The organism is Dinoroseobacter sp. S76, assembly GCF_049801095.1.
Taxonomy (GTDB): domain Bacteria; phylum Pseudomonadota; class Alphaproteobacteria; order Rhodobacterales; family Rhodobacteraceae; genus Dinoroseobacter.
In genome coordinates, this window is the sequence record NZ_JBNAGH010000002.1 from 671,324 (window position 1) to 689,406 (window position 18,083).

Here is an 18,083-nt window from a genome sequence, read left to right on the forward strand (position 1 = left end):
CACAGAGCGGCCTCAAGAACGCTCCAGATACGGGCCCAGGCTTTCTTTGAAGGTTTCGACGAACTCCAGCGTGATCAGCGACGGCGTTTTGTGGATGGGGCGGACGAGGGAGAGGCAGTGGGGGAGTTTGGGCGTGAACGGTTTGAAGTCGATGCCTTGGTTTTTGTACTTCACGGCGTCCAACTCGCTGACGACGGACACGCCCGCGCCTTGGGCCACGAGTTCGCAGGCGGCTGTGAACTGGCGGACCTCGATATGGGATCGCAGCTCGGTCTGGTCATCGCGGAAGCGCCGCTCCAATTCCTGAAAGAACACGCTGTCCCGGCGGGTATGGATGACGTTCTCCTCGGCCAGGTCGCGTGCACGGATCTGTGCCAGCTTTCCGAGGCGATGACCTTCGGGGAAAATGCAGACCGTGCGCATGTGCAGGTCGATTTTCTCCACCGCCGGATGGCCGAAGAACCCATCCGTGATGCCGAAATCATATTGCTCCGTGATCATCCATTCCAGAATGCGCTCGGGCCGGTCCGGCTCGATCGTCATGGAAATGCCCGGACGGTCCCGCAGAAACTCGGACACCACGGCGGGCAGATGGCTTGTGGCAAACCCGGGCAGACAGGCGATGCGGATATGCCCGGCCTTGCGTTTCGTGATGTCGGTGCTGACATCGGAAATGTGCCGCATCAGATCCACGACGCGGCGGATATCCGGCTCCAGAAGGCGCACCTCTTGCGACGGGACCAGCCGCCCATCCCGCCGGTCGAAAAGCTGAAAATCGAACTCCTTGCCCAGATCCGACAACAGACGGCTGATCGCAGGCTGGCTGATCCCCAATTCGGCGGCGGCCGCCGTCATGGAACCGTTACCTATCACGGCCATAAGAGCCTCAAGCTGCCGGATTCGCGGGGTTTTTCGGGCCTTCATCTCGGACATCCATCCTGTGGTCGCGCGGCAAACTATAATGCCATGTTATATTTATAAAGACCCGTTGCATCTTGCATTATGGCTTGCCGTGGTTAGTCTCGACCCATGTGACGGTATTGCAGCGAAACCGCTGTCCAAGTCGCTGGCGTCCAACGCGGCGCAAGGGAGGAAAACATGAAAAAGCAACTGCTCGGCCTGGCGGCCGTATCTACTATTCTCACGCCCATCGCAGCCTCTGCGCAAACCGAGGTCCAGTTCTGGCACGCCTTCACTGGCCGGCTGGGCGAGCTCGTGGCCGCTCAGGTTGAGGAATTCAACGCAAGCCAGAGCGACTACACGGTCGTGCAGAGCCACAAGGGCAACTATTCCGAGACGCTGAATGCCGGGATCGCCGCGTTCCGCGCGCAGGAGCAGCCGCATATTCTGATGGTGTTCGAGGTCGGCACAGCCACGATGATGTCAGCCGGGGGCGCCATTCGCCCGGTCTATGAGGTCATGGGCGAGAGCGGCGCGGCCTTCGATCCGGATGCCTATATCGGCTCGGTCAAAGGGTACTACACCACGACGGATGGCGACATGCTTTCGCTGCCCTTCAACTCCTCCACCCCGGTGCTCTGGGTGAACCGCGACGCGTTCGAAGCCGCAGGCGTGGACCCGGACATGGACCTTTCCACATGGGAGAATGTCGGCGGTGCGCTCGATGCGCTGAAAGCCGGGGGCTCCGAGTGCCCGCTGGTCACCGCCTGGCAGAGCTGGATCCATCTGGAGAACTTCTCGGCCTATCACGACGTGCCCTTTGCCAGCCAGGATAATGGCTTTGCGGGCCTCGACACCGAGCTGATGCTCAACGGTCCGGCCCAGGTGGCGCATCTTGGTGCCATGCAGCAATGGGCTCAGGACGGAAAGTTCATCTATACGGGCCGCCGCAACGAGGGTGGTGCGAATTTCCGCTCGGGCGAATGCGCGCTCTTCACCGAAAGCTCGGCGGGCTATGCCGGGATCAAGGCGGAGGCCGAGTTTGATTTCGAAGTGCGCCCCCTGCCCTACTGGAAAGCCGTCGCGGATGAGCCGCAGAACACGATCATCGGCGGGGCCTCGCTCTGGGTGATGGCAGGCCACGAGGCCGAGGAATACAAAGGCGTGGGCGAATTCCTCAGCTTCCTGTCGAAGGCCAATGTGCAAGCGAGCTGGCACCAGAACACGGGCTATCTGCCGATCACACTGGAAGCAGGCGATCTGACCAAGTCCCAGGGGTTCTATGATGCGAACCCGGGCACGGATATCGCTGTCATGCAGATGACCGCCAAAGAGCCGACCGCGAACTCCAAGGGTTTGCGTCTGGGCTCTTTCGATCAGATCCGCGGGATCATCGACGAAGAGCTGGAGGCGATCTGGTCCGGTGACAAGACCGCTCAGGAAGCCATGGACAGCGCGAAGGAACGCGGCGACGCGTTGCTGCGCCGGTTTGAATCCGCCAATCGTTGATCACCGCTCAGCCTGCCTCGGCCAGTTGGTCGGGGCGGGCTGACGAGACCCGGATCCAGAACCGTTCATGGAAAAGCGCGTCACATTTCGAGGCTGGTTGCTGCCACTTGCGCTCATCGCGCCGCAAGTGCTCATCTCGGCAGTCTTCTTTTTCTATCCGGCGGCACAGGCCATCTGGCAGTCGCTTTTCATTCCGGATCCGTTCGGGCTCTCGTCGCAATTCGTGGGCCTGGGCAATTTTGAATTCCTGCTCAGCGACCGGTTCTATCGCGCGGCCTTCCTGACCACGGCGCTGTTTTCGATCCTCGTGACGCTCTGCAGCATGATCCCCGCGCTGTTTCTCGCGGTGATCGCGGATCGCCTGATCAAGGGCTCGGGCGTCTACCGGACAATGCTCATCTGGCCCTATGCGGTCGCCCCGGCAGTGGCCGGTGTGCTGTGGCTTTTCATGTTCAACACCCGTGTGGGCGTTGTCTCGTGGTATCTGGGCACGCTGGGCTATGACTGGAACCATGTGCTGAATGGCGGCGAGGCCATGGGTCTCGTGGTGGTCGCCTCGGCCTGGGGCCGGATCAGCTATAACTTCCTGTTCTTCTTTGCCGCCCTGCAATCGGTGCCACGCTCGGTCATCGAAGCGGCGGCAATTGACGGGGCCCATTTCTGGCGGCGTTTCTTTGGCATCGTGCTGCCGCTGATCACACCCACGGCGTTCTTCCTGCTGGTGGTGAACGTGGTCTACGCGTTCTTCGAGACCTTCGGCGTGATCCACACGATCACCGGTGGCGGGCCGCAGCAGGCGACCACGATCCTCGTCTACAAGGTCTTCTCGGACGGGTTTGTGGGGCAGGATCTCGGCTCCTCCTCGGCGCAATCGGTCATCCTGTTGCTGGTGGTCGGGCTCTTGACGGTGATCCAGTTCAAATACGTTGAAAAGCGGGTGCATTACTGATGGCGCAGCAGAGCGGCATGGTGGAGAAGCAAGGGGCCGGCATCTGGCTGACCCATGTTTTCATGATCCTCGGCGTGCTCCTGATCTTCTTTCCGATCTGGCTGGCCTTTGTGGCCTCGACGGTCACCCAGGCCGAGATCATCCGCCCGCCCATGCCGATCTGGCCCGGCGATCAGTTCTTCATCAACTACAAGAACGCGATCTTTTCCGGGATCAACGTCCCCGTGGGCACCATGCTGATCAACAGCCTTGTGATGGCCATCGGCATCGCCGTGGGCAAGATCGTCATCTCGCTCCTGTCGGCCTTCGCCATCGTCTATTTCCGCTTTCCGGGACGGCAGACGTTTTTCTGGATGATCTTCATCACCCTGATGCTGCCGGTCGAAGTGCGCATCGTCCCCACGTTCGAAGTGGTTGCGGGCTTCGGCATGCTCAACAGCTATTCCGGCCTGATTTTTCCGCTTATCGCCTCGGCCACGGCGACCTTCCTCTTCCGCCAGTTCTTTCTCACCATCCCCGATGAGCTGGCTGAGGCCGCCCGGGTAGATGGCGCAAGACCGATGCGGTTTTTCATCGATATCGTCGTGCCGATGAGCCGCACGAATATCGCAGCCCTCTTCGTGATCCTCTTCATCTATGGCTGGAACCAGTATCTCTGGCCCCTGCTCATCACCACGGATCCCGAAATGAACACCATCGTCATGGGCATCAAACAGATGTTCCCCAGCGGCGATGATTTTGCCCATTGGCCCACGATCATGGCGACCTCCATTCTGGCGATGATCCCGCCGATCATCGTGGTGGTCTCCATGCAGAAACTCTTCGTGCGCGGCCTGGTCGATAGCGAGAAGTAAGATGGCAACTGTCACCCTAGAAAACGTCAAGAAGAGCTTTGGTCCGACGGATGTGATCCACGGCATCGACATGGAGATCGCCGATGGCGAATTCATCGTCATCGTGGGCCCCTCCGGCTGCGGCAAGTCGACCTTGCTGCGCATGGTGGCCGGGCTCGAGACGGTGACCAGCGGCGATGTGCTGATCGGCGGCGCGCGGGCCAATGACAAGGAACCGATGGATCGCGACATCGCGATGGTGTTCCAGAACTACGCGCTTTATCCGCATATGTCCGTGCGCCAGAACATGGGCTACGGGCTCAAGATCGCGGGGCTGCCCAAGGCCGAGATCAACGCCAAGGTGGAGGATGCAGCAAGGCTCTTGCAGCTGGAGCCCCTGCTCGATCGCAAGCCGCGCCAATTGTCCGGCGGGCAGCGGCAGCGCGTGGCCATGGGGCGCGCGATTGTCCGCAAGCCAGCGGTCTTTCTCTTTGACGAGCCCCTGTCGAACCTGGACGCCAAGCTGCGCGTGCAGATGCGGCTCGAGATCCGCGAGCTTCAGGCCAAGCTCGGGATCACCTCGCTTTATGTGACCCATGACCAGGTCGAGGCGATGACCATGGCCGATCGCATGATCGTCATGAATGCAGGCGTGGCCGAGCAGATCGGCTCCCCGCTCGAAGTCTATGAGACGCCCCGCACCCTGTTTGCGGCGCAGTTCATCGGCAGCCCGGCGATGAATGTCTTCGATGGCACGGTCACCGATGGCATGGTCCATCTGGGCGGCGCGGCCATCGGACCGACGCAGGGCCAGAACGGCGCGGTCAAGCTCGGCCTGCGGCCGGAGCATATGATCGCCAGCGACACCGGGCCGATCGAGGCGAGGATCCAGATGTCCGAGCCGCTCGGGGCCAACACACTGCTCCACGGTGCGCTGACCGACGGTGGGGATGCCATTACCATCAGCCTCCCCGGGGTACATACCATCGGCGAGGGCGGCGCGGTGCAGCGCTTCGCGGTCGCGCCAGAGAACATCCACCTCTTCGATCCGGCCAGCGGTCAAAGGCTGGAAGGCTAGCGCCCCGCCCCGTCCGGAGCAGGCGCATCACCCAGAGTGCCTCGCATAGAGGGCGCGCATCCTCCCCCATGAAGCACGCGCCGCCGGACGGGCAGCCGAGGCCCCTCGCCGCGGCAACGCGTGCTCAGCTCACCAAGCTCACCCGAAGAGGAAGTCCTCCGCCGCAAGCTCATCGACCCCCAGCAGCTCGATCATGCCACCATCCAGCAAGAGATAGCCGGGACCGGAGCTGTTGGCCGAGAAGGCATCATCCGCGTTGGTCAGACTCCCGTCCCCGTTGGAATCAAGATCGGCGAAGCTGGCAATGGTCTCCCCGCCGCGTTGCATCCCCGCGAGATGGAGCAGGTCCTCCCCGGCCGTGAAATCCGTGACCGTATCAAAGAAGCTGTCGCCCTCGAAAAAGGTGAAGCGGAACGTATCCGCACCGCCATTGCCGGTCATGTCGTCACTGCGCGCGCCCGCATCGAGCAGGTTGTCGCCGTCATCGCCAATCAGCACATCATTCCACGTCCCACCGATCAGGCCATCGATCATCAGGAACTTGTAGCTCTTGGTCGTGTCGTTGCTTCCGTCAAAGCTCGCCTGTCCGGTCCCCGCCCCAAGGTCAATCTCCACCGCACCGGAGAACGCCGCGAAGCTGACCACATCGAACCCTGTCCCACCCTCGGGCTGAGGGTAACGGTTGGGGTCCATACCTCCGATGAAATCCGCGCTGCCAAGATTGGCGTGGAACAGGTCGTCGCCTTCCCCGCCATAGAACATCTCATGGACAAGGCTGTCGCTGGCCAGAAACACGTCATCGAAAGCACTGCCCTGAAACCGCTCGAAGTTCACGAATGTATCGGTCATGACCTGCACCGTTGGCTGGCCATTGATGTTGCCGGTTTTCACTCCGGCACCCAGCCCCGTGACAGTCCCTTGGCCAACATCGAACGTCACCGCAGCATCGGCCAAGGCATAGTCCAGCGTATCAAAGGCGCCATCGCCGCCATCGAACTGATCGGCACCATCATCGCCACGGGCCCCGCCATGGACGCTGTCCTCCCCGTCACCGCCTTGCACAACATCCGCGCCCGTCCCGGTGTAAAAGTCGTTCAGCCCGGTTTCCGCCGTCATCACATCATCACCGGCGCCCCCATGGACACGCATGCTTCCGCCAAAGGCGGTTGCGGTGTCATTGCCATCGCCGAGATCGATGAAATTGAACCCACCATGAACGGTGACCAAATCATCTCCGCCCTCGGCAAAGATTTGATCATTTCCCTCGAAGCCAGCAAGAATGTTGTCACCATCATCCCCGCGCAGAAGGTCACCGAAGGCCGTACCATTTACCTTCTCGAACCCTGTGAGGGACGCCTTCCGGGCGTCATATCGATTCACATAGGCTTCACCCGACATCAGGTCCACGCGAATGCCGTGCTCAAGACTGTTGAAACTCAAGATATCGACGCCAGTGCCCCCATCGAGGTCATGCTTGCTGAAGATGTTGACGGCCACAAAGTCGTCACCCGCACCGGCAGAAACCTCTGCGGCGCCATCGGTTCGGATGTAGAGCGAGTCATCGCCGTCGCCCAAATTCACCTCATACTCGGCCCCACCATAGAGCTGGACATAGTCATTGCCCCCATAGGTCGACAAAGATGTCCGCTCGAATTCTGCGATCCGAAAGATATCGAGCGCCTCGGTCCCCTCATAGACATGCACCGGGTCCGGGTTCGACGGGAAGCGGTCCTCCAGCCAGTTCCGAAAGAACTCCGCCCAGTCGAAATTCGCCGCGCTCTCGCGGGCTTCGGCCCGCTCGATCAAGCGCGGAAGGGAAGATTGAAAAGCTGTTCGTGCCATAATGTGAGTCCTATCTTGTGATGCGCGGCGCTGCCGCCAGTGACATGCGGTGCAACCCCGCACCGCTTGACCCGCTGACTAGGCGACCTGCATCACCGCTGCTTGAGCGGCGCGTGGTCTTAATCTGAGGGTTACGTGAGGGTGCGGGCGCAGCGGGTTGGGGCGCGCGGGCCAGTCGACCGTATTGGGTCGGTCTCGTTGCGGCCATTCTGCGCCGAGCGGTGTCCGTGGTCTGGAAAGCTACGCGTCCTGATCGGCGCGTGTTTGGCCCGCAGGCCAAACACTACTCCGCGTTGGAGACCATCCAGGCGATCACGGCCTTGACCGCTGTCCCCTGCGCTTTCTTGCGCAAGGTAAGGAGATAGAAATCCTGCGCCTCCACTTTCGGCAGCGGTCCGATCTCGACCAGCTTGCCCGCCGCCAGATCACGCGCGGCGAGAAAGCGGCTGACCAGGGCCACCCCCTGCCCGGAGATCGCGGCATCAACCGCAAGTGCTGTCTGGCTCAGACGCAGGTTGCGCGCGCTTTGGTCCGCAACCCCGAGCGCGACCAGAAGTCGGGGCCAGACATCATGGGTGTCGTGGATCTTGGGCAGCCGCGAGAGCGTGTCCCCATCGACGCCCCCAGGCTGATCCGGCACAAGGCCCGGCGCCGCCACGGCGATGATGTCCTGACGAAACAGGCGCACCGCCTCCAGCGCGGCCCCAAAGGGCGGCGCCCCCTGCCGGATGGCCAGATCGATCCCATCGCTATGGAAACTCGACACTTTCTCGGTTGCGAGGATCCGGAGATCAATCTCCGGATGCGCTTCGGAAAACGCGGGCAGGTTCGGGATCAGCCATTTGGCCGCAAAGGTTGGCGTCACACTGATCAGCACCTTGCCCGGCTCGGGCTTCACCTGCTCCGTGGCCGAGCGCAGCTCCTGAAACGCGCCGGAGACCCGGCCATGGTAGCTGCGCCCGATCGAGGTCAGCGCGAGCCCCTTCGGCAGACGATCAAAAAGCATGACGCCCAGCTGCGCCTCTAGCTGACGCACCTGTTGCGCGACCGCGCCCTGGGTCACGCCGAGCTCATCTGCCGCTGCGCGAAAGCTCAGACGTCGGCCTGAGACTTCGAAGGCGCGGAGCCCGTTCAGAGGAGGAAGATCACGCATATGACAATAGTATTTCTATTGCCATGTCACATCAATTCTCAATCCAACCGCACACCTGAGCCGCTTATATCCGGGATCAACAGCGATGGAGACACGGATGACACAGGAAAAAGTAGCCCTCATCACAGCAGGTGGCAGTGGCATGGGCGCCGATGCCGCCCGCAGGCTCGCGCAGGACGGGTTCAAGGTCGGCATCCTCTCCTCCTCCGGCAAGGGCGAGGCTTTGGGCGCTGAACTTGGCGGGTTCGGCGTGACCGGATCCAATCTCGACCCCGAGGCGCTGAGCGCACTGATCGAGGGCGCCCAGACACGCTGGGGCCGCGTGGATGTACTGGTCAATTCTGCCGGGCATGGACCAAAGGGACCCGTGCTCGACATCGATGATGCGGACTGGCACCAGGGGATGGAGGTCTACCTGATGAACGTGATCCGCCCGACCCGCCTCGTCACACCGCTGATGCAGGCCCAGGGGGGCGGCGCGATCCTCAACATCTCGACCTTCGCCGCCTTTGAGCCGGACCCCCTGTTCCCGACCTCCGGCGTGTTCCGCGCGGCCCTTGCGGCGTTCACCAAGCTTTTTTCCGACAAGTATGCGGGCGACAACATCCGCATGAACAACATCCTGCCGGGCTTCATCGACAGCCTGCCGGAGACCGAGGACCGCAAGGCGCGGATCCCCATGGGTCGCTATGGCCGCGCCGAGGAAGTCTCCGCCCTGATCGCCTTCCTCGCCTCCGAGGGCGGCGGCTACATGACCGGGCAGAACCTGCGCATCGATGGCGGGCTGACCCGTGCCGTCTGACAATGGACCGCCCAACGCGGCCACCCACCGCGATCAGGCACGGCTGGTCTTCACGGTAAAATGGGGCGCCTCGGTGCTCCAGATCATGGGCTATGCGGCCACGGGCTTTGGCTGGACGCCCCTGAACGTCTACCTCTTTCTCGGAGGGCTTCTCGGCTGGTTTGCCGTGGGCGTCTTTTGGAAGGACAAGGCCCTGATGCTGGTCCATGCCGTGGCGCTGACCGCGATGATCGCCGGGATGTTCAGCCGCTAGCCGCCTCCTCGGGCTGCTCCCACGGGGGGCGCGCATCGGTGAATTCGTGAAAGCTCACGCGCAGCCCGGGATCGTCGTCGAGGCATTGGGCATTGATCGGAAAGGACTCGTCCGGCGAGAGCGGCTCGCCCAACCCCGTCCCGCATTTGCGGCAGAAGGAGCGGCGATAGGTGAACGGGGCCTCCGGGTCGAGGGTCGCGATCTCATCCAGCCCGCGGGTCACGCGGAACTGAGCGCGCTTTACGAAGATCATCGTGGACGTGCCCAGTTTCCGACACCGTGCGCAGTGGCATTGCCCCATGCCGCCCGGCGTTCCGGTGATGGTAAATGCGACGGCTCCGCAGACGCAGCTTCCCTTGAGTTCCATGGTCGTGATCTTCCCTTTGTGTGATTGCTGCCTCCCCCTAGCACCCCCCTGCTGACACCGTTCTGTCAGCATATTGTCAGTATGCGTTCTGCCGCCTAGCTTGCGAGGCAGGGAGGACGCGATGCGACGTGGCGACAGACTGTTTGAAGTGATCGAGATCCTGCGCCGCGCCCGCGGCCCGATCTCCGCCGAGGCAATCGGGCGCGAGCTCTCGGTGACCAAGCGCACCGTTTATCGCGACGTGGCCGCGCTCATGGCGCAGGGCGTACCGATCCAGGGCGAGGCCGGGATCGGCTATGTGCTGGAGGCCGGGTTCCACATGCCACCGCTGATGCTCACCTCCGAGGAGGTCGAGGCCGCGATCCTCGGCGCGGAATGGGTGCGCACGCGGGGCGATCCTGTCCTGGCCAAGGCCGCCGCCACGCTCATCAGCAAGATCGAGACCGTGGCACCGGAACGGCTGCGCACCTCCTTTATCGATCCAGTGGTCCGCGTCGCCCCGGTCACACCGCCGGACGAAGTCCTCGATGCTGGCGCGATCCGGACTGCGATCCGCGGGCGGCGCAAGATCCGGCTGTGCTATGCCGACAGTTCGGGCGCCGAGACCGAGCGGGTGATCTGGCCCATCCTGCTGGGATACCGGGAGGAAGGTCGGATCATCGCCGCCTGGTGCGAGCTGCGAACGGGGTTCCGGTACTTCCGCACCGAACGGATCCGCGCCGGAGAAGTCCTGACAGATCAGATCCCGCGCCGCATGGATCTGCTGCGCGCGGATTGGGAGCGGGCCATGGCCGACGAACGTGCGCGCTATGCGGCTGCCGGGCGCGCCTGATCGCTTCTACACCCGAGGCGGGTCGCAGCGCTGGCACCTCGGGCAACAAGGGCCGCCACCGGTCCGGCGAGCGGGATCACGCGGATCTCTGCCGCGCCCGCGGCGGCCACCAGATCAACCACCCGGGACACACAAAGAAACCGTCCGGTCCCCCGGCGCAGCAAGGCCTGCCGCATCATCCAGTCCACTGGCCCGCGGGCAGGTTTGTCCGCGCAAAAGGCAAGACACAGCGCGCCGCCCGGACGCAAGACGCGGCAAAGCTCCTGCAGCGCCAGGGCCGCATCGGCGGAGGTTTCCAACGCCCAGGCGCAGGTCACGATCTCAAACCGGGCCGAGGGAAAGGGCAACGCCTCGAGCCGCCCCGGCACCTTGGGACAGGGCAGATCCGCGCAACGGTTGAGCATCGCCGCCGATGGATCGAGCAGGGTCAGGTCCTCTGCCGCGACACCCTCGGACAAGAGCGTCCGCGCGAAGACACCTGTGCCACAGCCGACATCCAGAAGGGCAGCACCCGGGCGATAGGCCACGCGCACAGCAGCCTCGAGCGCCGCCTGCGCCTCGCCCCCAGCATATTTCAACCAGCGGCGGTGCAGCAGATCATAACTGGGCGCCAAGCGGGAATAGAGTTCCACCGGGTCGCGCGTCTCTCCAGCCAGGTGGCTCATTGCGCGCCCTCCAGCTGGTCCGAAAATGAGCGGGAACTACGATCCACTTGGATCATGAACCCTTGTGGGAAGAAAACACCGGTGCCAAGAGGCCTCGTCCGGCGCGCAGATCTCAAAGAGACGAAACTATCCGCAAAGACCCTAAACATGTCGCATCACCTTTGAAGTCGGGGCATCGGACACCTTGCGGATCACCCATTCGGCAATCGCAAGGTTCAGCGCCCAGGCGCTCCCCATCATCAGATCGCGCTCAAACCCCAGCAACTCCTGCCCTGTCACCAGCAGAGCCCCGAGCCCAAGGATGGTCTGGGTCCCCGCCCCCTGCCCAATCGCAACGGCGCGCAGCATGGCAGCCCAGTGCCGTGCGATATCCCGACGGCGGATCGCAACCACCGCACGCAGGATGAGCCACAGCATCCAGAGGCTGAGTAGGATGCGCAGCGCGAAGAGAATCCCGCCCTGCAACTCCTCTGGAAAGGAAAAGGCGACTGTCATCCAGAGCCCGGATCCCGCGCTCACACTGCCTCCGAGCACCGCGATCCGCCCCAACACCCGGTGCAACCCGGGGCGGCTCTGCCGCAGGCTGGGCAAGATCTGCACCGCGCCCAGCAGACAAAAGGCAGCGCTACCCAGAACATGCAGGATCACAGGCAAGGGCTGAGCCAGCGCGCGGGGGTTCGGCGGCGCCAAAGCGGCCCCGCCCAGCAGCTCGACCATCCGCAGCATCCCGCCGAGGACGGGCACCGCAGACAGGATCAGCAGCCCGGCCAGCAATGCTCCATCGCGTCGAGAAAGAAATCTCATGGCACGCCCCACCGCAGAGTGAGCTCCGCAGAGGCCTGCCACATGGACACCACCCGATGCCGCACGGCCTCCCCCCAGCACATCGCAAGACCTCTCCGCGCCATCACGCGGCCCGTTCGAATTGCGGCAGCAAGGCCAGCACCGAGGCATGGATCGCGGCGCGTCCAAGCTCGGGCCGCGGCGGGTAGATCCACTGCCGGTTGATCTCGGCCTTCATCTCGGCGCCGTCTTCCCTTGTCTTGACCAGCGCCCGGTCCCAGCCTTGGGTGAAAACCGCGCCATAGGGGCCAAGATCGATGCAGGTCGCATAATCGGGCTGGCCATAGACCACGGTCGATTGACGCAAGAGATCGCGGACCGCGTTGTGCCCGGCGATGACCCCCGTGGGGATCGCATGCTGGCAGGACATCAGCGTCGCGCGCCCACGCTCGGCCTGGGCCAGCGCCACATCGCCCGCCGCAAAGACCTCTGCCCGGTCGGCCACGCGCAGATCCGGCTGCACCACAAGCCGACCATTGGCCCCGGTCCCCGCGCTGACCTGGGCTGTCAGGTGCGAGGCGCGCAGCCCGGTGGCGAAGATGACGGTGTGGGTCTCCAGCACCCGGCCAGAGCCCAGGGTCAGCACCTCGGGCGTGAGGCTGTGCGGCGCGTCCCCTCCCAGAAAGCGCACATTCGCCTCGACCAGCGCGGTGGCGATTTCCGCTTCCACGGCCTCGCCGAGCCCCTGACCCGGATTCGCAGCCCGATCAACCAGGAGGATCTCGAGCGCGGCACCGAACCGCATGCGCAGATTGGTGGCCACTTCCAACCCGGTCAGACCTGCGCCAATCACCACAACCCGGCGCTCGGCGGCAGACGCAGTGCCAAGACCCGCCAGATGCGCATCGAGTCGCGCAGTGCTCTCATAAGTGTCCACGAAGAACCCGAACTCCGCCGCGCGCGGGATCGCCGGGAGCGCCGCGCGGCTGCCCGTGGCCAGCACCAGACGGTCATAGGGAAAGACCGCGCCGGAGGAAGCGCGCACCGCGCGCTCGGTCACTTTCGTGGCCTGCCCCAGTACGAAGTCCACCCCGAGCTCCGCCATCAACGGGCTCAGGGGAACGAGCATGTCCGGAGCCGCCCCCTCATAGAGCCGGGGCCGCACGCAGAGCTCCGGACGGTCCGAAAGCAAGGTGATCTTGAGCCCGCCTGCCTGTTCCCAATCCCGGGTTGCAGCGGCGCTCATCGCCGCCCAGACACCGGCGAACCCGCCGCCACATATCAGTATCTCGTCCATCGGATCCTCGTCATTCTCAACTCGATGGCGTCCATATCGCCATACACACAGGAATGTTCGATTGCCGAAAACTGCATGAGTGCTATACGCAGATGCATGAACTGGGACGCGATCTCCTTTGATTGGAACCAGGTGCGCGCGTTTCTTGCCACCGCCGAGGAAGGCACGTTCAGCGCGGCGGCCCGGGCCCTGAGAACCACGCAACCGACCATCGGACGGCAGATTGCGGAGCTCGAAGACCGGCTCGGCGTCACCCTGTTGGAGCGGAGCGTAAAGGGGCCGAGCCTGACGGAGGCGGGCGAGACGCTGCTGCACCATGTGCGCGCCATGAGCGATGCGGCGACGCTGATTTCCATGGCCGCCGCCAGCCAGGCCACGGATGTCTCGGGTAGTGTCACGATCACCGCGTCAGACATGCTGGCGGTCGGGCTGCTGCCAAGGTTGCTCCACCCGCTGCGCGACCGCGCGCCAGGGTTGCGGATGGAGGTCTTACCGTCAAATGATATCAAGGACTTGCTGCAACGAGAGGCGGATATCGCCGTGCGCCATGTGCGCCCCGAACAGCCCGAACTGATCGCGCGCCATGTGGGCGATTTGAAGGCGCATTTCTACGCCTCCAAGCGCTATCTCGACCAGGCCGGACGCCCGAAAACGCCCCGGGATGCGGCTGATCATGCCTTTGTCGGGATACCGAATCCCGACGGTCTACTGGCGACCCTTCAGAACCTGGGCATCCCGTTGACCCGCGACAGCTTTGTTCTCAACAGCGATAGTGGTGTGGTGATTGCGGAGTTTCTCAAGGCGGGGTTCGGGATCTCGCTCCTCCCCGCCGCCCTTTGCGAGCGGGAACCGGAGCTAGAGCGGGTTCTGCCCGACCTGCCCACCCCGCAATTCCCGATCTGGCTGGTCACCCACCGCGAATTGCAGACGAGCCCGCGGATCCGGATAGTCTTTGACCAACTCGCCCTTGGCCTCGCCGAGGCCGCGCGAAGCGGCTAGGCGAGACTGGCGGGCACCCCCACCATGAGCCGCTGCAGCAGGTCGGAAAAGCTCCGCAACTCCGCAGCACTCCACCGATCTTGGAAGACGTAGCCCGCACGCTTGGCAAAGGTCTCCTGCACTTCTGCCAGCCGCGCCTGCCCGGTCTCAGTCAGCACCACGAAGACAAGCCGCGCATCCCGCTCATCCGCGTCCCGACCCAGAAGGCCGATCTTTTCCAGCGGCGCGACCATGCGGGTGATGGTCGAGGCACTCACATGCATGCGTTTGGCCAGTTCTACCCGCGGCAGGCGATGCTTCGCGGCCCGCTCCAAATGCAGGAGCATGAAGAACTCGTTCACGGAAAGGCCATGCACGGCGGAGAACTCTCCGGCGAGCCCGGCCCGCAATGCGTCTGCCGATTGCAGCAGGCGCAGGGCGTTTACGGTCTGGATCTCTGTCATGGATCGCGAGTTATTGCGATTCGCTTGCGTATGCAAGGACTTTGCAAGTTATATGGAAGCAGATCTTATTCGGCGGTTTGCATGCCCAGCCGCCGCAGCACCCGCCGCTCGACCACAACCACAGCCTGATAGAGCAGGATCGACACCAGCACGGAGACGCAGGCCACGGCCCAGATCATGCCGAAATCAAGCTGCCCCCGGGACTGGTTGAGCAGATTGCCCAGCCCTTTGCCCGTGGCCAGCCATTCCGCGATCATCACGCCCAGCAATGCGCGCGGCACGGTCAGCCGCGTGGCGGCAAAGAGATAGGGCAAGGCGGCCGGCAGAGTGACCATGCGCAGCTCCTGCCAGACCGAGGCCCCATAGGCCCGCGGCACATCCCGCGCCGATTGCGGCACGAGCGCGAGCCCCTGGGCGAGCGTCACGAAAGCCGGAAAGAAGGTGACCGAGATTGTCACCCAAAGGGTCAGCGAGGTCCCCCGCCCGAAGATCAGCACCAACAGCGGCGTCAAAGCGACCAGAGGCATGGATTGGGAGACCAGCGCCACGGGCATGAACGCCCGGATCGCGTTCGGAAAGAGCCGCGTGCCGAGGGCAAGCAGGAAGGCAAAGCCGATGCCAGCCGCCATGCCGATGAAGGTGATCGGCAGGGTTTCGGCCAGGGCCGCCCCCAGCTTGGCCCGGGCGATGGCGGCCCGCTCTGCGAGAAACAGATACTCGACTACCCCGAGCGGCGTTTTCGAGATCATCGCCGGCACGCCACTGAGCTGGATGAAGGCCCACCACAAAAGCAACGGCATCGCGATCACGCCGCAGAGCATGAGCACGCGCTGAAGCGGCGCGCCGGGCGGCGCTGCCAGATCCGGGGCGGCGGCGTTCAGGGTGACCGCGCGGGTCGCGCCGAGCAGCCGCCCCGCAACCCATCCGAAGATCAGATAGCCGAGCCCCGCGATTGCCGTGGCCACAAGCCCGATGCCCCAGAGCCGGTCCGGCTCTCCCCGCCCCAGTGAACCAAGCAGATAGGTGCCGAGCCCCCAGCGCCCGCCTCCGCCGAACTCCGCCAGGATCGCCCCCAGCACCGCATTGGGGGCGGCGATCTGAAACCCCGCGATGATGGTCGGCAGGGCGGCCCGCAACTGCACCAGCCGCAGCACCGCCCATCTGCCTCCGCCATAGGCCCGCACCACATCGCTGGTCCGGCTGTCCGACTGGGTCAGGCCGATCACCGTGGCCGTCATGGTGACGAAATAAACCGAGAGCGCGGCCAGCACCACGCGCGGCGCCATCCCGGACAGGGTCAGCACAAGGATCGGCGCAATTGCGATGGGGGGCAGCGCGAAGAGCGCGATATTCACCCCGCGAAACAGCCGAAGCAACGGCGGCGAGAGCGCAAAGGCGATCCCTGCCGCCAGCGCCACGGCGTTGCCGATCAGGAACCCCAGCGCGGATGCCGAGAGGGTCGCGCCCACATGGCGGGGATAATCGGCCCGGTCCTCCCAAAGTCGGATCAGGATCTCGGTGACCCCGGGCAGCGCACCGCCCGCCACAAGGTCGAGCCGCCCGACAACTTCCCAGACCAGCAGGAGGACCGCGACGTTCCGCAAGCTGGTCCGGCGCCCCCCTGCCCCCTCAGCCATGGAGCACCGCAGCCACCCGGTCCGTGAGTGCATGGAAGGCCGGATCCGAGAAGAGATCCGGATGGCGCGGGCGGGCGAAGGGCACATCAATGATGTCCACGATCCGACCCGGCGCCGCGTGCATCACCACGATCCGGTCGGCGAGAAAAACAGCCTCGTCAATGCCATGGGTCACCAGAAGCGCAGTGGAGCCGGTCTCCTGCCAGACGCGCTGCAGCTCCACATTCATCTGGCGGCGCAGGATCTGGTCGAGCGCGCCAAAGGGCTCATCCATGAAAAGCACGCTGGGCTCGGTGACCAGCGCCCGGGCAATGGCCACCCGCTGGCGCATGCCGCCGGAGAGCTCTCCGGGCAGGGAATTCTCGTAGCCCTTGAGCCCGACGAGGTCGATCATCGCCTGCACCTGCGCCGCATGGGCCTTACGGCTCAGACCGATCACTTCCAGCGGCATCTCCACATTCTTGCGCACCGACCGCCAAGGCAGCAGGGCCGCGTCCTGAAACGCGACCCCGGTCTTTCCGGCCTTCGCTGCCGCGAGAGGGGGCTCGCCGGAGATCCGGATCTCACCGCTATCCGGCACCTCGAGCCCAAGCGCCACGCGCAGGGCCGTGGACTTGCCACAGCCCGAGGGCCCGATCAGCGCGGTAAAGGACCCGGCCGGGCAGGTCAGCGTCACATCCTGCAACGCCTGCACTGTCTTGCCGCGCCCTTCAAAGGTCTTGTTGACCCCGGAGAGAGAGATCCCGGCCGGGGCCGTCATCAGATCTCGTCAAGCAAGGTAGTATCGAACATCTCGCGCGTGCCTTCGATGCCCACTTCGCGCAAGGCTTCGAGATTGGCCTCAATCCCCTCCTCGGTCATGGCGAAGATGCCGTCCGGATGCTCCATCAGCGGCTTCTGCGCCTCGTTGAAGAACTCTTCATTGGCGATGGTCCGCCCGGTCCCTGCGAAATGGGTCTCCGCCCACTTTGCGGGCCAAAGCTTTGTATCCACGTTGTTTTCCACCCACCCCTTGCGGCTGGCCCGGAGCCAGGCGACCAACTCGTCGCGCTTGTCGGCCAGGGTCTGCTCGGTCACCACGACGGTATCGTTATAGATGGTGTAGCCGAAATCATAGAGCAGGAAGGACACCGCCTCCCCGCCAAGCTGCGAGATCGTGTAGGGCACATTGGTGGTGAAATCGAGGCTCGCATCGATCTCTTTCTGGATCAGCGGCGTGGGGTCATAGGCATAGGGCACGATGTTCACATCCGCCGGATCGATCCCGTTGATCTTGAGCATCGCCTCCACCGAGATCACGTTGACCGGCGGCACGGCGAGGGTCTTGCCCACCAGATCCGCGGGCGCATTGATCCCGCTCTCCACCAGCGAGACGATTCCGATCGGGTTCTTCTGATACTGGGCGCCGATGATCTTGAAGGGCGCGCCCTGCTCGGCAATCGCCTTGATGGTGGTGTCGGGCGTCGTCAGCGCCAGATCCGCGCGCCCGGCGATGATCGTGCTCTCGGGGATCACATCGGGGCCGCCGGAGAGATAGGTCAGATCCAACCCCTCATCGGTGTAATAGCCCTGATCCATGGCGAGAAAGTAGCCGGCAAACTCGGCATCATTGATCCAGGCGGCCTGCATGGTGAAGGGCGTTGCCGCGCGGGCGCGCAAGGGCATGGATCCTGCTGCAGCCGCAGCGGCAGCACTGCCCATGAAGTGGCGTCGGGATAGGCGAAGGGTCATGAAGTCTCTC

At 63.9% G+C, this 18,083-nt stretch carries 19 protein-coding genes; 8 read left to right on the forward strand and 11 right to left on the reverse strand.

Annotation, left to right across the window (positions count from 1 at the left end; genetic code table 11):
* Window positions 1–12: 12 nt before the first annotated feature.
* Window positions 13–924 carry a LysR substrate-binding domain-containing protein gene (locus ACP153_RS09055; RefSeq protein ID WP_424970773.1) on the reverse strand — a complete coding sequence of 304 codons (912 nt, stop codon included), beginning with the start codon at window positions 922–924 and terminating at the stop codon, window positions 13–15.
* A gap of 174 nt (window positions 925–1,098) precedes the next feature.
* On the opposite strand from ACP153_RS09055, the gene ugpB reads away from it, so the two are divergent.
* The 4 genes from ugpB to ugpC all read left to right on the forward strand — a co-directional run bounded on the left by ugpB (window position 1,099) and on the right by ugpC (window position 5,269).
* Entirely contained in the window at window positions 1,099–2,409 is a 1,311-nt protein-coding gene (gene ugpB / locus ACP153_RS09060) for a sn-glycerol-3-phosphate ABC transporter substrate-binding protein UgpB (RefSeq protein WP_424970649.1), read from the forward strand.
* A gap of 67 nt (window positions 2,410–2,476) precedes the next feature.
* Window positions 2,477–3,358, forward strand: coding sequence for a sn-glycerol-3-phosphate ABC transporter permease UgpA (ugpA, locus tag ACP153_RS09065; protein WP_424970650.1), 882 nt, complete (start codon window positions 2,477–2,479; stop codon window positions 3,356–3,358).
* A 17-nt stretch (window positions 3,359–3,375) separates the two neighbouring features.
* The gene (ugpE, locus tag ACP153_RS09070) at window positions 3,376–4,212 is read left to right on the forward strand and encodes a sn-glycerol-3-phosphate ABC transporter permease UgpE (protein WP_424970774.1); all 837 of its coding nucleotides are present in this window, start codon (window positions 3,376–3,378) and stop codon (window positions 4,210–4,212) included.
* Between the two features lies 1 nt (window position 4,213).
* Window positions 4,214–5,269 carry a sn-glycerol-3-phosphate ABC transporter ATP-binding protein UgpC gene (gene ugpC, locus ACP153_RS09075; RefSeq protein WP_424970651.1) on the forward strand — a complete coding sequence of 352 codons (1,056 nt, stop codon included), beginning with the start codon at window positions 4,214–4,216 and terminating at the stop codon, window positions 5,267–5,269.
* A gap of 138 nt (window positions 5,270–5,407) precedes the next feature.
* Here the strand turns inward: ugpC and ACP153_RS09080 are convergent, their stop codons facing one another.
* The gene (locus tag ACP153_RS09080) at window positions 5,408–7,111 is read right to left on the reverse strand and encodes a calcium-binding protein (RefSeq protein ID WP_424970652.1); all 1,704 of its coding nucleotides are present in this window, start codon (window positions 7,109–7,111) and stop codon (window positions 5,408–5,410) included.
* A gap of 283 nt (window positions 7,112–7,394) precedes the next feature.
* Window positions 7,395–8,264, reverse strand: coding sequence for a LysR substrate-binding domain-containing protein (locus ACP153_RS09085; protein WP_424970653.1), 870 nt, complete (start codon window positions 8,262–8,264; stop codon window positions 7,395–7,397).
* A gap of 97 nt (window positions 8,265–8,361) precedes the next feature.
* On the opposite strand from ACP153_RS09085, the gene ACP153_RS09090 reads away from it, so the two are divergent.
* Window positions 8,362–9,066: an SDR family oxidoreductase gene (locus ACP153_RS09090; protein ID WP_424970654.1), complete on the forward strand. Its 705-nt coding sequence runs from the start codon at window positions 8,362–8,364 to the stop codon at window positions 9,064–9,066.
* Entirely contained in the window at window positions 9,056–9,319 is a 264-nt protein-coding gene (locus ACP153_RS09095; protein WP_424970655.1) for a DUF6552 family protein, read from the forward strand. Before ACP153_RS09090 ends, ACP153_RS09095 begins: the two co-directional genes overlap by 11 nt.
* Here the strand turns inward: ACP153_RS09095 and ACP153_RS09100 are convergent.
* Window positions 9,309–9,758, reverse strand: coding sequence for a GFA family protein (locus tag ACP153_RS09100; RefSeq protein ID WP_424970656.1), 450 nt, complete (start codon window positions 9,756–9,758; stop codon window positions 9,309–9,311). The two genes, ACP153_RS09095 and ACP153_RS09100, sit on opposite strands and share 11 nt — an antisense overlap.
* Window positions 9,759–9,807: 49 nt before the next feature.
* Between ACP153_RS09100 and ACP153_RS09105 the strand changes: the two genes are divergently transcribed.
* Window positions 9,808–10,518 carry a helix-turn-helix transcriptional regulator gene (locus tag ACP153_RS09105; protein WP_424970657.1) on the forward strand — a complete coding sequence of 237 codons (711 nt, stop codon included), beginning with the start codon at window positions 9,808–9,810 and terminating at the stop codon, window positions 10,516–10,518.
* Here ACP153_RS09105 and ACP153_RS09110 read toward each other — a convergent pair.
* The 3 genes from ACP153_RS09110 to ACP153_RS09120 form a co-directional block, all read right to left on the reverse strand.
* Complete coding sequence (locus ACP153_RS09110) at window positions 10,494–11,183, reverse strand: methyltransferase domain-containing protein (RefSeq protein WP_424970658.1); 690 nt, start codon at window positions 11,181–11,183, stop codon at window positions 10,494–10,496. The two genes, ACP153_RS09105 and ACP153_RS09110, sit on opposite strands and share 25 nt — an antisense overlap.
* Before the next feature lie 141 nt (window positions 11,184–11,324).
* Window positions 11,325–11,987, reverse strand: coding sequence for a DUF2306 domain-containing protein (locus ACP153_RS09115; protein ID WP_424970659.1), 663 nt, complete (start codon window positions 11,985–11,987; stop codon window positions 11,325–11,327).
* A 103-nt stretch (window positions 11,988–12,090) separates the two neighbouring features.
* On the reverse strand, window positions 12,091–13,263 hold the full coding sequence (locus tag ACP153_RS09120) for an NAD(P)/FAD-dependent oxidoreductase (protein WP_424970660.1): 1,173 nt from the start codon (window positions 13,261–13,263) through the stop codon (window positions 12,091–12,093).
* A 96-nt stretch (window positions 13,264–13,359) separates the two neighbouring features.
* Here ACP153_RS09120 and ACP153_RS09125 point away from each other — a divergent pair, with 96 nt between their 5' ends.
* Complete coding sequence (locus ACP153_RS09125; protein ID WP_424970661.1) at window positions 13,360–14,262, forward strand: LysR family transcriptional regulator; 903 nt, start codon at window positions 13,360–13,362, stop codon at window positions 14,260–14,262.
* On the opposite strand, the gene ACP153_RS09130 is transcribed toward ACP153_RS09125, so the two are convergent.
* The 4 genes from ACP153_RS09130 to ACP153_RS09145 form a co-directional block, all read right to left on the reverse strand.
* Window positions 14,259–14,705 (reverse strand): MarR family winged helix-turn-helix transcriptional regulator, encoded by a 447-nt coding sequence (locus ACP153_RS09130; protein WP_424970662.1) that lies wholly within the window; start codon window positions 14,703–14,705, stop codon window positions 14,259–14,261. The genes ACP153_RS09125 and ACP153_RS09130 overlap by 4 nt on opposite strands.
* Before the next feature lie 65 nt (window positions 14,706–14,770).
* A complete protein-coding gene (locus ACP153_RS09135; protein ID WP_424970663.1) occupies window positions 14,771–16,342 on the reverse strand; it encodes an ABC transporter permease in 1,572 nt (523 codons plus the stop codon).
* The gene (locus tag ACP153_RS09140; protein WP_424970664.1) at window positions 16,335–17,102 is read right to left on the reverse strand and encodes an ABC transporter ATP-binding protein; all 768 of its coding nucleotides are present in this window, start codon (window positions 17,100–17,102) and stop codon (window positions 16,335–16,337) included. Before ACP153_RS09140 ends, ACP153_RS09135 begins: the two co-directional genes overlap by 8 nt.
* Window positions 17,102–18,073, reverse strand: coding sequence for an ABC transporter substrate-binding protein (locus ACP153_RS09145; protein ID WP_424970665.1), 972 nt, complete (start codon window positions 18,071–18,073; stop codon window positions 17,102–17,104). Before ACP153_RS09145 ends, ACP153_RS09140 begins: the two co-directional genes overlap by 1 nt.
* Window positions 18,074–18,083: the final 10 nt, after the last annotated feature.